Genomic DNA, 14,795 nt, shown 5'->3' with positions numbered 1-14,795 from the left:
GACCACGTCGCCGGCGAAGGCCTCGTCGGCCAGCGCGCGATCCTGCGCGAAGAAGAATTGCGGACTCGACAGACTCATGTTCTTGCCGGTGCGCACCAGCTTGGCCTTCATGCCCCGTGTCAGCTTGCCGGAACACAGCCGCGCAAACGCGATACGGTCGCGGTGGTTGGGGTCCATATTGGCCTGGATCTTGAACACGAAGGCGCTCATGCGCGGCTCGTCAGCCTCGACCCGGCGCAGGTCAGAATCCTGTGCGCGCGGCGGCGGCGCGAACTGGCCGAGCCCCTGCAGCAGGTCGCCGACGCCGAAATTGCGCAGCGCGCTGCCGAAATACACCGGCGTCATGTGGCCTTCGCGAAACGCGGCGAGGTCGAACGGCTTGCTGGCTTCCTTGACCAGCGCCAGCTCCTCAAGCGTCTCGGAGACGTCGAGATTCGGATGCCTGGCTGCGAGGTCGGCGACCTCGATCTGCTCGGCCGCGCCGGTCTTGGCGCCGCCACCCTCGAGCAGGCGGATGCCGCCAGTATGAATGTCATAGGTGCCGAGAAAGTCGCGACCACGGCCGACCGGCCAGGTCATCGGCGTGGTGTCGAGCGCCAGCGTCTTCTCGATCTCGTCGAGCAGATCGAAAGTGTCGCGGCTCTCGCGGTCCATCTTGTTGATGAAGGTGATGATCGGGATGTCGCGCAGACGGCAGACCTCGATCAGCTTCAGCGTCCGCGCCTCGATGCCCTTGGCGGCATCGATCACCATGACCGCGGAATCGACGGCGGTCAGCGTTCGATAGGTGTCTTCCGAAAAGTCCTCATGGCCCGGCGTGTCCAGGAGGTTGAACACCAGATCCTGGAATTCGAAGGTCATCACCGAGGTGACCACCGAGATGCCGCGGTCGCGCTCGATCTTCATCCAGTCCGAACGCGTGCTGCGGCGCTCGCCCTTGGCGCGCACCTGGCCGGCGAGGTTGATGGCGCCGCCGAACAGCAGCAGCTTTTCGGTCAGCGTGGTCTTGCCGGCGTCGGGATGAGAGATGATCGCGAAGGTGCGGCGGCGCGCCACTTCGGCGGCAAACGGATGCGCGGCGGATTCGGTGGGGAGGTCAATGTCGGACATCAGGTGCCTGTGGCAGGGAAACCGGGCGCAATCAAGGGATTTTGCGAGCAAATGCCGCAGTTGCGGGACTCGCTTGGCAGCCTCATATAGAGCTGTGAGGACGACCTCCAGTCCATTCACTCTCCGCAGGGACGGCCCTGCCCGCTCAGGAGGCCGTCATGGCTTGGCTATTGTTGTTCATCGCAGGTCTGCTTGAAATCGGCTGGGCCATCGGGCTGAAATATACCGAAGGCTTTACCAGGCTGGTTCCGTCGATCCTGACCCTGACCAGCATGACCGCGTCGGTCGGCATGCTGGCGCTGGCGCTGAAGACCCTGCCGATGGGCACCGCCTATGCGGTGTGGACCGGGATCGGCGCCGTCGGCACCGCGATTCTCGGCATTATCCTGTTCGGCGACCCCTCGACCCTGCCCCGCATCGCTTGCATCGGGTTGATCGTGGCGGGGATCGTGGGACTGAAGCTGGTGAGCTGAGTACTTGCCCCGGACGCGATGCAATGCGCAGCGTTGCGTCGCAGAGCCGGGGCCGTCCCAAGCGACGGCGTTCGCGACGGTCCCGGCTCTGCGAAGCGGCATAAGGATGCCGCTTCGCGTCCGGGACAAGCGCTCAGAACCTGATGTGCAGCAGCGTGACCGCCCAGTACGACAATGCGGCGACGATCGCCGAGGCCGGGATCGTGATCACCCACGCGTAGACGATCGAGTTGGCGACGTTCCAGCGCACGGCGGAAACGCGCCGCGCGGCGCCGACGCCGACGATGGCACCGGTAATGGTATGGGTGGTGGAGACGGGAACGCCGAGGAACGTCGCGGCGAACAACGTCGCCGCGCCGCCGGTCTCGGCGCAGAAGCCCTGCATCGGCGTCAGTTTGGTGATGCGCAGCCCCATGGTGCGGACGATGCGCCAGCCGCCCATCAGGGTACCCAGCGCCATCGAGGCCTGGCACGACAGCACCACCCAGAACGGCACTGAAAATTCGGCGCCGAGATAGCCCTGCGAATATAGCAGCACCGCGATGATCCCCATCGTCTTCTGCGCGTCATTACCGCCATGACCGAGCGAATACAGCGACGCCGAGACGAATTGCAGGATGCGGAAGGCGCGGTCGACCGCGAACGGCGTCGAGCGCACCGAGGCCCAGGACACGATCGCGGTCAGCAGCAGCGCCAGCAGGAAGCCGACCACCGGCGACAACACGATAGCGACCAGCGCCATCGACAGGCCCTTCCATTCGGCGGCGGAGAAGCCGGCCTTGGCGAGGCCGGCGCCGAGCAGGCCGCCGATCAGCGCATGCGAGGAACTCGACGGAATCCCGAGCCCCCAGGTGATCACGTTCCAGACGATCGCGCCCATCAGCGCGCCGAAGATCACCGGGGCGTCGATCAGATTCGGATCGATGATGCCGGTACCGATGGTGTTGGCGACGTGCAGCCCGAACACGCCGAACGCCACGAAATTGAAGAACGCCGCCCACAGCACCGCGTATTGCGGGCGCAGCACGCGGGTCGAGACGATGGTGGCAATCGAGTTGGCGGCGTCGTGCAAGCCGTTGAGAAAATCGAACAGCAGCGCGATGCCGACAAGGCCGATCAGCACCGGAAGAGCGAGCGTGGCGTCCACTGTGCGGCCCCGCCCTAGACTTGTTCGATAACGATGCTGTTGATCTCGTTCGCCACGTCGTCGAAGCGGTCAGCGACCTTCTCGAGGTGCTTGTAGATTTCGGCGCCGACGATGAAGTCCATGGTGTTGGCTTCGCGGTGCTTGAGAAACAGTTCCTTCAGCCCGATGTCATGCAGATCGTCGACGCGACCCTCGAGCTTGCCGACTTCCTCGGTGATCGCGATGAGCAGACCGACATTGTCGCCGATGTTCTTCATCAGCGGCAGCGCGCGACCGACCAGATTGGCGCATTCGACCAGCAGCGTGCCGATCTCGCGCATCGGCGGCTCGAAGGATCGCACCTCGAACAGGATCACGGCCTTGGCGGTCTGCTGCATCTGGTCGATGGCGTCGTCGAGCGCGGTGATCAGGTTCTTGATGTCGACGCGGTCGAACGGCGTGATGAAGGTCCGGCGCACGGCGGTCAGCACCTCGCGGGTGATGGCGTCGGCATCATTCTCGAACTGGTTGACGCGCTGGCAATAGACCGTGGTCTCGTCGCCGCCGCGCAGCATGCCCCGCAGCGCCTCCGCGCCCTTTACTACCACCACGGAATGGCGGGCGAACAGGTCGAAGAACCGCTCCTCGCGCGGCAAGAACGACCGAAACCAGCGCAGCATGTGAGATCCACTTTGCTTGAAATTCCCGCAGGATTACGCACAAGCGCACGGGACCCTGTCACATGGCTGTCATAAAGCATTTTGACTGCGGGGGAGCAAATGCCGGTGGTCGTCCACCGGTTTGTCGAGAACACAGAACCGGATATCGGGCGGTAACCCGGCCGCAGGCGTAACGGTTCGCTTCCACATGACGGGGATAAAACATCGATCGAAAAAAACGAAAATAAACAGTTGCGCGGACCACGATGCCGTTACGATTTGATTCAGAACTCCCCGCCTAGAAGCGCGCAGAGCGTGCCAAGGGATCCGTGAAAATGTTCGAATTGCGCCATCGCCGTTTCATTCGCTGGATCGTCGCTCATTCACGAATGCGGATCGGGCTGCGATTGCAGATCGCGCTGCTGGCGATCGCCGGCGTCGGGCTGACCGGCGCGATCTGTCTGGCCGGACTGCATCTGGAATCCGAAGCGCAGCGCCGGGCCGATGACAGCGTGACGTTGCGCGCCCACGTCACCGGCCTGTCCGACAACTACTCAGAGGCCGGGCAGATCGGCGCCGACTTTCTTCGCAAACCCGCCGAGAAGTGGGTCGAGCGACATCAGCAGGTGCTGGAACAGGCGGTCACCCATCTGGCCGCCACCGAGAAACTGATCGAGGCGCTGGAAACCGGCGCACCGCAGCCGATTGCCGCGCTGCGATCCGGAATGAATCTATACGCCACCCGTTTTCACAACATCATGGCGGCGCAGCGGGTGATCGGCTTCAGCGACAAGGAGGGCCTGCAAGGAAAAATGGGGGCCGCCGCGCGTCAACTGGAGCAGAAGCTGGCCGAGGTCGATCAGCCGCGCCTGACCGCGCTATCGCTGTCGATGCGGGTCAACGAAAAGGATTTTGCGCTGCGTGGCACCGACCTGTTTGGCGACCGGTTGCGCGAGCGGGTCAGCGATTTCGAGGCGGCGCTGAAATCATCCGGGCTGAGCGCGCCACAGCAGACCGAACTCGGCACCCTGGTCCGATCCTACGAGGCCGCCTTCATGGCCTATTGGGCCAGCCAGAGTTCGCTCCTGGAGGAAGCCGAGGATTTTGCCAGCGTGTTCGAACGAACCCGCCCGCCTCTTCTCGAACTCGGCACCTTCGCCGCCGATCGCTATATCGCGGCCGCGCGACATGCCGGGGAAACCCGCGACTTCCTGACGCGCGCGATCAGCATCGCCATTCTCGTCATTGGCCTGCTCGCACTGTTTTTCGGACAGCGCATTGCCAGCTCGATTTCGCGCATGACCCACGCCATGCAGCAACTCGCGGACGGCCAGTTCGATGTCGTGCTGCCGGGGCTCGGTCGCCGCGACGAGATCGGCGAGATGGCTCGCGCGGTCGAGGCCTTCAAGATCACGGCCGACGAGCGCGCCAACGCCGAGGCTGACAGCAAGCTGCGGCAGGAACAGATCGCCCGTGATCACCGCAAGGTTGAGATGCGCCGGATTGCCGACGCGTTCGAAAGCGCGGTCGGCGAAATCATCAACACGGTGTCGGCGGCCTCGACCGAGCTCGAAGCCACGGCGATAACCCTGAAGGCCACCGCGCAGCTCACCGAGGACCTGTCGCATCGCGCCACCTCGGCGGCGGAAGAAGCCTCCTTCGGCGTGCAGTCGGTCGCCGCGGCGGCTGGCGAGATGTCGATTTCGGTCAGCGAAATGGGCCGCCGGATGTCGGAATCGGCCGAGATTTCCGGTGAGGCGGTGCGCCAGGCACAGGACACCGACGCCAAGGTTATGGCCCTGTCGCTGGCCGCGACCAGGATTGGAAATGTCGTCGACCTGATCGCCAAGATCGCCAGCCAGACCAATTTGCTGGCGCTGAACGCGACCATCGAGGCCGCGCGCGCCGGCGCCTCCGGCAGGGGCTTCGCGGTGGTCGCCCAGGAGGTCAAGCTGCTCGCGGCACAGACCGCCACCGCGACCAACGATATCCGGCATCAGATCGGCGGCATGCAGGCAGCCACCGATGTTTCAGTATCAGCCATCCAGGCGATCGGCTCGACCATCGACAGGCTGTCATCCATTGCCAGCACCGGCTCCGACACGGTCGAGCGGCAGCAGACCGTGACCAGGGAGATCGCCCGCAACGTCGAGCGGGCCTCCTCCGGGTCAAGCGAGGTCACCAGCAAGATCCTCGAAATGACCCGCGGAGCAAGCGAGACCGGCTCGGCCTCCTCGCAGGTCCTGCAATCGGCGCAGCAGCTATCCGGCGAGAGCAACAGGCTCAAGAGCGAGGTGGAGAAATTTCTTGCGACGGTCCGGGCGGCGTAGCCGAGAGACCTGCCCCGGACGCAAGCGCAATGCGCCGCACAGCGGCGTGATGCGCCGCTGAACCGGGGACGCAGCAAACGCCAGCGTTCGGGATAGTCCCGGCTCCGCGGAGCGGCAAGCCGTGACGCATCGCGTCCGGGACAACAGAGCCTACAGCGAGCGCTTGAAGAAATGCGCGATCTCGCCGACCACGCCGCGGCGGAAGGTCAGCACGCAGACCACGAAGATCACGCCCTGGATCACCGTCACCCACTGGCCGAAGCCGGCCAGATATTGCTGCATGGCGATGATGACGAAGGCGCCGACCACCGGGCCGTACAGCGTGCCGAGGCCGCCGACCAGCGTGATCAACACGATCTCGCCGGACATCGTCCAGTGCACGTCGGTGAGCGAGGCGTTCTGCGCCACGAACACTTTCAGCGAGCCGGCAAACCCGGCCAGCGTGCCGGACAGGATAAAGGCCAGCAGCTTGTACTGGTCGGTCTTGTAGCCGAGCGAGATGGCGCGCGGCTCGTTCTCGCGGATCGCCTTCAGCACCTCGCCGAACGGCGAGTTGATGGTGCGGTAGATCAACAGGAAGCCGAGCAGGAAGCCGGCCAGGATGACGTAATACAGCGTGATCGGCTTCGAAAGGTCGAACAGGCCGAACAGGAAGCCCTGCGGAATACCCTGGATGCCGTCCTCACCATGGGTGAACGGGGTCTGCAGATAGACGAAGTACAATAGCTGAGACAGAGCCAGGGTGATCATCGCGAAATAGATGCCCTGGCGACGGATCGCGATCAGGCCGGTAATCACGCCGAGCGCGGCGGCGCCGAGCGTGCCGACCAGGATACCGAGTTCCGGCGACAACCCCCACACTTTCAGCGCATGCGCGGTGAAATAGCCGGCGGTACCGAGAAACATCGCATGGCCGAACGACAGCAATCCGCCATAGCCGATCAGCAGGTTGAAGGCGCAGGCCAGCAGCGCGAAGCACAGCGCCTGCATGACGAAGAACGGATATACCCCGGTCAGTGGCACGACCAGCAGCAGCCCGGTCATGATGACAAAGGCGATCATGGCGTCGTTGATGCGCCGGCGCGGCTGCGGGATGGCGTTTTCGGTAATCGTCGTCATATCAGGCAGCCCGTCCCGTCAGTCCCGAAGGTTTCACCAGCAGCACCAGCACCATCAGAACGAACACGACGGTGTTGGAGGCCTCGGGGTAAAAATACTTGGTCAGGCCCTCGACGATGCCGAGCGCGAAACCGGTGATGATCGAGCCCATGATCGAACCCATGCCGCCGATCACGACGACGGCGAACACCACGATGATCAGGTCGGCGCCCATCAGCGGGCGCACTTGGTTGATCGGTGCCGACAGCACGCCGGCGAGCGCGGCGAGACCGACGCCGAGCCCGTAGGTCAGCGTGATCATGCGCGGCACGTTGATGCCGAAGGCACGAACCAGCGTCGGGTTCTCGGTCGCGGCGCGCAGATTGGCGCCAAGCCGTGTGCGCTCGATCAGGTACCAGGTGGCGATACAGATCACGAGCGAGAAGATCACCACCCAGCCGCGGTAGATCGGCAGGAACATGAAGCCGAGATTCATGCCGCCCTTCAGCGCGTCAGGGATTGCATAGGGCAGACCCGAGGAGCCGAAATAGTTCTGGAACACGCCCTGGATGATCAGCGCCAGGCCGAAGGTCAGCAGCAGGCCGTAGAGATGATCGAGGCTGGCGATCCATTGCAGCATGGTGCGTTCGAGGATCATGCCGAACACGCCGACCATCAGCGGCGCCAGGATCAGCGCCGGCCAGTAGCCGATGTTGAAGACGTTGAGCAGGAAATAGGCCGCGAAGGCGCCCATCATGTAGACGGCGCCATGGGCGAAATTGATGATGTTGAGCATGCCGAAAATCACGGCGAGGCCGAGGCTCAGCAATGCGTAGAACGAGCCGTTGATAAGCCCGACCAGCAATTGGGCGAACAGGGCCTGCAGATTGATCGACATGGATTTCTCGGTCTGTGGCGTCAGGAACAAGGCAGCCCGGCGGCGCGCGGCCACCGGGCTCCGGACATTATTTCTTCAGCAGCGGGCACGTGCTCGTGTCGAGCGGCGTGAACGCCTGGTCGGCCGGGATCGTCGCCACCAGCTTGTAATAGTCCCACGGCCCCTTCGACTCCGAAGGCTTCTTCACTTCGAACAAATAGGCCGGATGGATCTTGCGGCCGTTGGGCCGGATCGAGCCCTTGCCGAACAGGGCGTCATCGGTCGGCATTTCCTTCATCTTGGCGACAACCTTGGCGCCATCATGGGGATTGCCGCCGAGCGCTTCGAGCGCCTTGAAGTAATGCAGCAGGCTGGAATAGACCCCGGCGTGAACCATGGTCGGCACCTGCTTGTTGCGAATGCGATCCTGGAAACGCTTGGAGAAGGCGCGGGTAGCGTCGTTCATGTCCCAGTAGAACGTCTCGGTGATGTTCAGTCCCTGGGCGACCGGCAGGCCGATCGAGTTGATGTCGGTGATGAACACCAGCAGCCCGGCCAGCTTCTGACCGCCACTGGTGATGCCGAATTCCGCCGCCTGCTTGATGGCGTTGGACGTGTCGCCGCCGGCATTGGCGAGGCCGATCACCTTGGCCTTCGACGCCTGCGCCTGCAACAGGAACGAGGAGAAGTCCGAGGTGTTGAGCGGATGCTTGACGCTGCCGATCACCTTGCCGCCGCCGGCTGTCACGGCCGCCGTGGTGTCGCGCTCCAGCGCCGCGCCGAACGCATAGTCGGCGGTCAGGAAGAACCAGCTGTCGCCGCCGCCCTTGGTCAGCGCCGTTCCGGTGCCGTGGGCGAGCATGTAGGTATCGTAGGTCCAGTGGATGGTATTCGGCGAGCACTGCGCGTTGGACAGGTCCGAAGTCCCGGCGCCGGAATTCAGGAAGACGCCGCTCTTCTCCTTGACGATATTGCTGACCGCCAGGGCGACGCCGGAATTCGGCACGTCGACGATCACATCCACCTTGTCGACGTCGAACCACTGGCGCGCCAGGTTGGAACCGATGTCCGGCTTGTTCTGGTGATCGCCGGAGATCACGTCGATCTTCCAGCCCTTGGTCAACAGGCCGGAATCTTCCACCGCCATCTGCGCTGCGAGCGTCGAACCGGGTCCGCCGACATCGGCGTAAAGGCCGGACTGGTCGCTAAGCGATCCGATCTTGACCGTCTTGTCCTGCGCCAGAACCATTGTCGCCGTTGCCAGCGTCAGCGCCGTGCCGAGCAACAGCGTGGTTACTTTATTTTTCATGATTGTTTCCTCCTCCGTTGTTGATCGGCGCCGTCAGACGCCGAGATAGCTGTGCAGTTTTTCCATATTGGCCGGCAATTCCGCGTTGGAGAAACCGTCGATGACCTTGCCGTGGTCCACGATGTAGAAGCGATCCGCGACGGTGGCTGCGAAACGAAAATTCTGTTCCACCAGCAGGATGGTAAAGCCCTCGGATTTGAGACGCTTTATGGTGTGGCCAATCTGCTGGATGATCACCGGCGCGAGTCCTTCGGTCGGCTCATCGAGCATCAGGAAGCGCGCCCCGGTGCGCAGGATGCGGCCGATTGCCAGCATCTGCTGCTCGCCGCCAGACAATTTGGTGCCCTGGCTGTTGATCCGCTCCTTCAAGTTAGGAAACAGTTCGAAGATCTGATCGAGCGACAGGCCGCCTGGGCGGATCGTGGGCGGCAGCATCAGGTTCTCGCGCACATCGAGGCTGGCGAATATCCCGCGCTCTTCCGGGCAGAACGCGACGCCGAGCCTGGCGATCTTGTCCGATTGCGCCTTCACAATCTCCCGACCTTCAAAATTGATCGACCCGGTACGCTTGCCGATGATGCCCATGATCGACTTCAGCGTGGTGGTCTTGCCGGCGCCATTGCGGCCCAGCAGGGTCACCACTTCGCCGGGCCTGACGTCGAAATTGATGCCATGCAGGATGTGCGATTCGCCGTACCAGGCTTGCAGGTTCTCGACCCTGAGCAGCGGCGCGACAGCGCTCGGCGGAGGGGTCACGGAAGCGGCCATTGCCGTATCAATCATTGCCGGCTCCCAGATAGGCTTCCTTGACGCGCTCATCCTTCGTCAAATCGGCATAGCTGCCTTCCGCGAGCACTGTGCCGCGCGTCAGAACAGTGATGATGTCCGACAGGTTCGAGACCACGCTCAGATTATGCTCGACCATCAGGATGGTATATTTCGCCGAAAGCCGCTTGATCAGCGCGGCGATCTTGTCGATGTCCTCATGGCCCATGCCGGCCATCGGCTCGTCCAGCAGCATCATCTCCGGGTCGAGCGCCAGCGTGGTCGCGATCTCCAGCGCGCGCTTGCGGCCATAGGGCATCTCGACCGCCGGAGTATTCGAGAACTCGCTGAGACCGACGTCTTCAAGCAGTTCCTGGGCACGGTGATTGTACTGGTCGAGCACGTTCTTGGAGCGCCAGAAGTCGAACGACGCGCCGTGCTGGCGCTGCAGTGCGACACGAACGTTTTCCAGCGCGGTCAGATGCGGGAACACCGCCGAGATCTGGAACGAACGTACCAGCCCGAGGCGCGCGACATCGGCCGGCGCCAAAGCGGTAATATCCTGCCCTTTATAGAGAATCTGTCCGGCAGACGGCCGCAGAAACTTGGTCAGCAGATTGAAACAGGTTGTCTTGCCGGCCCCGTTGGGGCCGATCAATGCGTGGATCGTGCCACGACGCACCTTGAGATCGACACCCTGAACCGCGAAAAACCCCGCGAATTCCTTGGTCAATCCGTGGGTTTCAAGAATGAACTCATCGGCCAAGCAAATTTCCCCCAATCAGCCTTCCCGGCGGCATCGCACGGTGGCTAACTTTATAACGGCCTGATTTCCGACGACGTCCTGGAATCCGCCGCCCGCCCTGCCGTATCGCCGGGAATATGCCGTCAACGGCGTCGGGAACGCAAGGTGCAATGCGGGATATTCCGGCAATGCCCGGTCGCCGCTCCCACTCCATTAGTAGCATGCGTCAGATTGGCAAAAGATTGTATGGATGACGCGAAGGCCGTGACGTCGTGCAGCGGCCGATCAGCACGGGCAACCAAAAGTCGCGCACTGATTGCGGCGCCATGCACTTTCGCGTGTTTACAGATCGTTTGCACTAGTTCCTTATACTACCAGCAACCTTGCCAACAGCGGATGGCAGCCGTGGTTTTTGAGAGCGCCAATCCATCTGTTGTCAGGTCGGTTCGTCAGCGCGATCTGCTGAACAGCTGGCTACGCCTGTATGCGCGCCAGCAGACGCTGCCGCGCCTGGCCGAGTATCAACCCGAACGCATGAAAGAGGAATTGCCGGATCTGGTGTTCTATATCGTCGATACCAGCCGGCAGCCCGTGCGTTTCATCATCGACAGCGATAGCACGCGAATATCGACCGCTTACGGTACCACCGGCAAGGGGCGTGACCTCGACGACTATCTCGGCCCGATCATGGCGGCCGTCGTGGTACCTGTCTATCAGGAATGCCTGCGTCGCGCTTTGCCCACCTACACCGTATCGATGATCGACGACGTCCACGGTCGCGCCGTTGCCTATGAGCGCGTGCTGATGCCATTTTCCGATGGCGATGGCGTCAACCACATCATCGCGTCGTTGAAAGCCATCAGCGAACATGGCGGCTTCGAGATCAGGAATCTGATGCGCGGACCTCATCGCGTTCCGGTACCAAAGGTTCACGCGGTCATCGATCGCGACCTGTTTCATCGCGCGCCTGCCCGAACCCGCGCCGGCGACATCGTCGAGTTCGACTGAGCGACCGCGTCCAGCCGTCGGCCTCGCGTCAGGCCAGTTCGGCGGCATAGGCCTCGGGCTTGAAACCCACCAGCAACCGGCCGCGATGATCGAGCACCGGACGCTTAATCATCGAAGGCTGCGCCAGCATCAGGACAATGGCCTTGCTCTCGGTCAGATCCTGCCTGTCGTCTTCGCCCAGCTTGCGGAAGGTGGTGCCGGCGCGGTTGAGCAGCGCCTCCCAGCCGACCAGCTTCGCCCACGCCATCAGTTCGGCGCGATCAATGCCTTGGCTCTTGTAGTCATGAAAGCGATAGGCGACGCCGTGCCCGTCGAGCCAGGCCCGCGCCTTCTTCATGGTGTCGCAATTCTTGATGCCGTAGAGGGTGACGGACGTTGCCATGGGGACTCCTGAGACCGGCGAGCGAGGGCTGCCGGGCAACTGCTTCTACCGCGGGTGGCTCAAGCGCGAAATCCGGATGTTGTCCAACAGCGCCGCGCGGCTCGGGTGCCGCATCACCGACCCCATGCGCGGGGGCTCGTCGTCGAATCGCAGCGACAGGCAGCCGACTGAAAATCAAGCTGTTAAGGACGCAGGGGCAGCACCGGATTAAGCGGAACAGGCGACGCTATCACCGCCGCCTCCGGCGCGGAGACCGCGGTCGGCGTGCAAACCACCATGCCGGCCGCCGCCGCCGTCCCGGTCAGCGACGCCAACGCCTTGAGCTCGGAGGGCTGCGTGGTGTCCTGGACGATCGCGCCGGCTTCCTCGACCAGTTTCGCGTTACAGGCGCAACTCGGGATTCCGCCGGACGGCGTACAGGCGTCATGGTGCATGCAGGCGACGTCCAGCGCGTCGATCGGCTCCGCGCCCGAACGGTTGCCGATCCCGCAATAATTGCCGTGAAATACCAGTTCCCCGTTCTTCACCGCGTCGGGGGTATCGGCCGCCGCGGCAACCTTGGCGCTGCTCTCGGCCGCCTTTGCCCCGACCACGAAGGCAATGGATGCCGCGCATAGCAGCAACGCACCACAACGGCGCAGACGGACGAATGACGCTGGCATAATCATGCAATACATTCTCTAGCGGTGCGGCCGGAAAAGCCGGGGCACATCATTGACGTTCAACTCGCCATTCGGTTCCCGAACCGCTACCAAGCCTGCCATGTCCACCCGCCCGATCATCCGCTATCCCGACCCGCGCCTGACCCGGCTCGCCGAACCCGTGACCGTGTTCGACGATGCGCTGCGGGAGCTGGCCGATGACCTGCTGGCAACCCTGCGGGCCGCGCCCGGCATCGGCATCACCGCGCCCCATATCGGGATCGCCCGCCGCGTCGTGGTGCTCGATCTCGATCCCGTCAACGGCGCCAAGACCTACGTCAATCCCGCGATCACATGGGCCTCGCCGGAGATGATCATGCACCAGGAGGGCAGCGTCTCGATGCCCGGCGTCCATGACGACATCGAGCGCCACGCCAGCGTCCGCGTCAGCTACCAGGACCTCGACGGCAACCCGCACGAGGAACAATCCAGCGGCTTGCGCGCGGTATGCCACCAGCACGAGATCGACCAGCTCAACGGCCAGTTCTGGCTGCGGCGGCTGTCCCGCCTGAAACGCGAGCGACTGATCAAGCGGTTCGAGAAAATGTCGCGCGGTTGAATGCAGCTGTCTAACGTGCTGCTTCGCAGAACCGGAACCTTCGCGAACGCCGGCTTTTGGTGTGATATTGTTGATTTAGTCGCCGATTTATCGAGCTCTCTCGTTGGAGCAGGCGTCAAACTTGTGGGATGGTTCTCAGCGTTAGGCAGGCCGCAGCGCCGGACTCTCCGGGCGCCTTTATGCCGGTTGGGGGCAAGCACCTGCTGCCGCTCGAAGCTTGGCGAGCTTCCTTAGGTTTTGGGCGGTGGCGGCAAGCAGGAATTCGTCTCGCGCGCCGCTGGGACCGCGCAGCCTGAGGCGACCGAGCCTGAGAATGCGCTTCAAATGAGCGAACAGCATCTCGACCTTCTTCCTGCGGTGCCGGGAGCGTTCGTAAGCTGGCGTGTCAGCTAGTGCTCGGGCAGCATCGCGCGCATCTTCATGAAGGTCGCGCGGCACTTTGCGCTCCGGCGTGTTTGGGCAGCACTTTTCCTTGAGGGCGCAGGCCTGACAGTCCGACTTGCTCGATCGGTACAGCCGCGTTCCTTCCTTGGTGATGCCGGAACGGGGAGTCGTGTAGGCCCGCCGGAACTGGACCAGCAACTTTCCCTGCGGACATGTGTAGTGGTTGCGTTCGGTGTCGAAGACGAAGTCGGATCGTGAGAAGGTGCCGTCAGTCCGGTTGGACTTGTCGAACACCGGGATGTGCGGTTCGATCTGCCGCTCCTTGACCAGCCAAGCCAGGTTCGCAGCCGAGCCATATGCGCTGTCGGCGGCAAGATGACGAGGCTTGAGGCCAAAACGGCGGGCTGTTCGATCGATCATTGTGCGAGAGGCGCCGACCTCCGCCTGCCGGATGGCCCGGCTGGCCTCAACGTCAACAATAACGGCGTTCTCGGTGTCGATCAGATAGTTTGTGGCGTAGGCGAAGAAGGCGTGGCCCTTGTGGGCGCCAGTCCACTGCGCCGCCGGATCCGCTGGCGACACGAACTTGGGCTTCACCTCGCTGGCGGCACCGAAGGCCGCATCGTCCAGCGTTGCCAGATACTCGCGAATGGCCCGCCCCGCATCGGCATCGAAGCCACCGGTCCGCCACTGATCGCCGGGAACAGAGCGCTGCTTGTTGGCATCTGCCGCGATGAGGCTTGCGTCCACAGCGAACCCTTCGCCACCGACCAGGCCTTCCTGCATGCACCGCTCCACGATCGTCTCGAACAGATGCCGCAAGATATCGCTCTGCCGGAACCGGCCATGCCGATTGCGCGAGAACGTAGAATGATCCGGCACCTTGCCGTTGAGCCCCAGGCGGCAGAACCAGCGAGAGGCCAGATTAAGGTGAACCTCCTCGCACAGCCGCCGCTCGGACCGGATGCCCATGCAGTAGCCGACGATCAGCATCCGCATCATCAACTCGGGGTCGATCGAGGGACAGCCGATGGTGCTGTAAAACGGCTTCAGCTCGGTACGTATCGTTGCCAAGTCGAGAAATTGGTCAATACGCCTAAGCAAATGATCATCGGGGATGTGGTCATCGAGACAGAAATCGTAAAACAACTGAGCCGGTGCAGTCTGCATCCCCATCATCGTCGTGCTCCTTGCAAAGCAATACCAAGATGGAATCACGGCCGCCGACGCCTATCAAGCGAAGACTTAATCAACAGTATCGGCGCGAAG

15 protein-coding genes are annotated in these 14,795 nt (G+C 62.9%); 4 read left to right on the top strand and 11 right to left on the bottom strand.

From position 1 onward, the window contains the following. The coding region (locus Q0S16_RS10235; protein WP_295847802.1) for a peptide chain release factor 3 at positions 1–1,110 on the bottom strand (1,110 nt) is incomplete at its 3' end. Between the two features lie 158 nt (positions 1,111–1,268). On the opposite strand from Q0S16_RS10235, the gene sugE reads away from it, so the two are divergent. Next, positions 1,269–1,583: a quaternary ammonium compound efflux SMR transporter SugE gene (gene sugE / locus Q0S16_RS10230; protein WP_295847800.1), complete on the top strand. Its 315-nt coding sequence runs from the start codon at positions 1,269–1,271 to the stop codon at positions 1,581–1,583. 133 nt (positions 1,584–1,716) lie between these two features. Here sugE and Q0S16_RS10225 read toward each other — a convergent pair whose 3' ends face one another. After that, positions 1,717–2,730 (bottom strand): inorganic phosphate transporter, encoded by a 1,014-nt coding sequence (locus tag Q0S16_RS10225; protein ID WP_295847798.1) that lies wholly within the window; start codon positions 2,728–2,730, stop codon positions 1,717–1,719. Positions 2,731–2,744: 14 nt separating this feature from the next. Next, entirely contained in the window at positions 2,745–3,389 is a 645-nt protein-coding gene (locus Q0S16_RS10220; protein WP_295847794.1) for a DUF47 domain-containing protein, read from the bottom strand. Between the two features lie 314 nt (positions 3,390–3,703). Between Q0S16_RS10220 and Q0S16_RS10215 the strand changes: the two genes are divergently transcribed. After that, positions 3,704–5,698: a HAMP domain-containing methyl-accepting chemotaxis protein gene (locus tag Q0S16_RS10215; protein WP_295847790.1), complete on the top strand. Its 1,995-nt coding sequence runs from the start codon at positions 3,704–3,706 to the stop codon at positions 5,696–5,698. Between the two features lie 150 nt (positions 5,699–5,848). Here Q0S16_RS10215 and Q0S16_RS10210 read toward each other — a convergent pair whose 3' ends face one another. The 5 genes from Q0S16_RS10210 to Q0S16_RS10190 form a co-directional block, all read right to left on the bottom strand. Further along, positions 5,849–6,817, bottom strand: coding sequence for a branched-chain amino acid ABC transporter permease (locus Q0S16_RS10210; protein WP_295847788.1), 969 nt, complete (start codon positions 6,815–6,817; stop codon positions 5,849–5,851). 1 nt (position 6,818) lies between these two features. After that, positions 6,819–7,682 (bottom strand): branched-chain amino acid ABC transporter permease, encoded by an 864-nt coding sequence (locus Q0S16_RS10205; protein ID WP_295847804.1) that lies wholly within the window; start codon positions 7,680–7,682, stop codon positions 6,819–6,821. Between the two features lie 79 nt (positions 7,683–7,761). Then, on the bottom strand, positions 7,762–8,982 hold the full coding sequence (locus tag Q0S16_RS10200; protein ID WP_295847784.1) for an ABC transporter substrate-binding protein: 1,221 nt from the start codon (positions 8,980–8,982) through the stop codon (positions 7,762–7,764). Positions 8,983–9,015: 33 nt separating this feature from the next. Beyond that, positions 9,016–9,765 (bottom strand): ABC transporter ATP-binding protein, encoded by a 750-nt coding sequence (locus tag Q0S16_RS10195; RefSeq protein ID WP_295847781.1) that lies wholly within the window; start codon positions 9,763–9,765, stop codon positions 9,016–9,018. Then, the gene (locus Q0S16_RS10190) at positions 9,758–10,513 is read right to left on the bottom strand and encodes an ABC transporter ATP-binding protein (RefSeq protein WP_295847780.1); all 756 of its coding nucleotides are present in this window, start codon (positions 10,511–10,513) and stop codon (positions 9,758–9,760) included. Before Q0S16_RS10190 ends, Q0S16_RS10195 begins: the two co-directional genes overlap by 8 nt. Positions 10,514–10,897: 384 nt before the next feature. Between Q0S16_RS10190 and Q0S16_RS10185 the strand changes: the two genes are divergently transcribed. Then, the gene (locus Q0S16_RS10185; protein ID WP_295847777.1) at positions 10,898–11,500 is read left to right on the top strand and encodes a hypothetical protein; all 603 of its coding nucleotides are present in this window, start codon (positions 10,898–10,900) and stop codon (positions 11,498–11,500) included. Between the two features lie 28 nt (positions 11,501–11,528). Here Q0S16_RS10185 and Q0S16_RS10180 read toward each other — a convergent pair whose 3' ends face one another. Together Q0S16_RS10180 and Q0S16_RS10175 are read right to left on the bottom strand one after the other, a co-directional pair. Continuing rightward, positions 11,529–11,882, bottom strand: coding sequence for an ArsC family reductase (locus Q0S16_RS10180; protein WP_295847775.1), 354 nt, complete (start codon positions 11,880–11,882; stop codon positions 11,529–11,531). Between the two features lie 182 nt (positions 11,883–12,064). Further along, positions 12,065–12,550 (bottom strand): hypothetical protein, encoded by a 486-nt coding sequence (locus Q0S16_RS10175; protein ID WP_295847773.1) that lies wholly within the window; start codon positions 12,548–12,550, stop codon positions 12,065–12,067. Between the two features lie 94 nt (positions 12,551–12,644). Between Q0S16_RS10175 and Q0S16_RS10170 the strand changes: the two genes are divergently transcribed. After that, entirely contained in the window at positions 12,645–13,142 is a 498-nt protein-coding gene (locus tag Q0S16_RS10170; RefSeq protein ID WP_295847769.1) for a peptide deformylase, read from the top strand. Between the two features lie 177 nt (positions 13,143–13,319). Here Q0S16_RS10170 and Q0S16_RS10165 read toward each other — a convergent pair whose 3' ends face one another. After that, on the bottom strand, positions 13,320–14,705 hold the full coding sequence (locus Q0S16_RS10165) for an IS1182 family transposase (RefSeq protein ID WP_295847767.1): 1,386 nt from the start codon (positions 14,703–14,705) through the stop codon (positions 13,320–13,322). Between the last annotated feature and the right edge of the window lie 90 nt (positions 14,706–14,795).

Origin of the sequence: Tardiphaga sp., assembly GCF_025356345.1 — a bacterium.
Classification (GTDB): domain Bacteria; phylum Pseudomonadota; class Alphaproteobacteria; order Rhizobiales; family Xanthobacteraceae; genus Tardiphaga.
The sequence above is the reverse complement of the archived record's forward strand: the minus strand, read 5'-3'. Positions and strand labels throughout refer to the sequence as shown.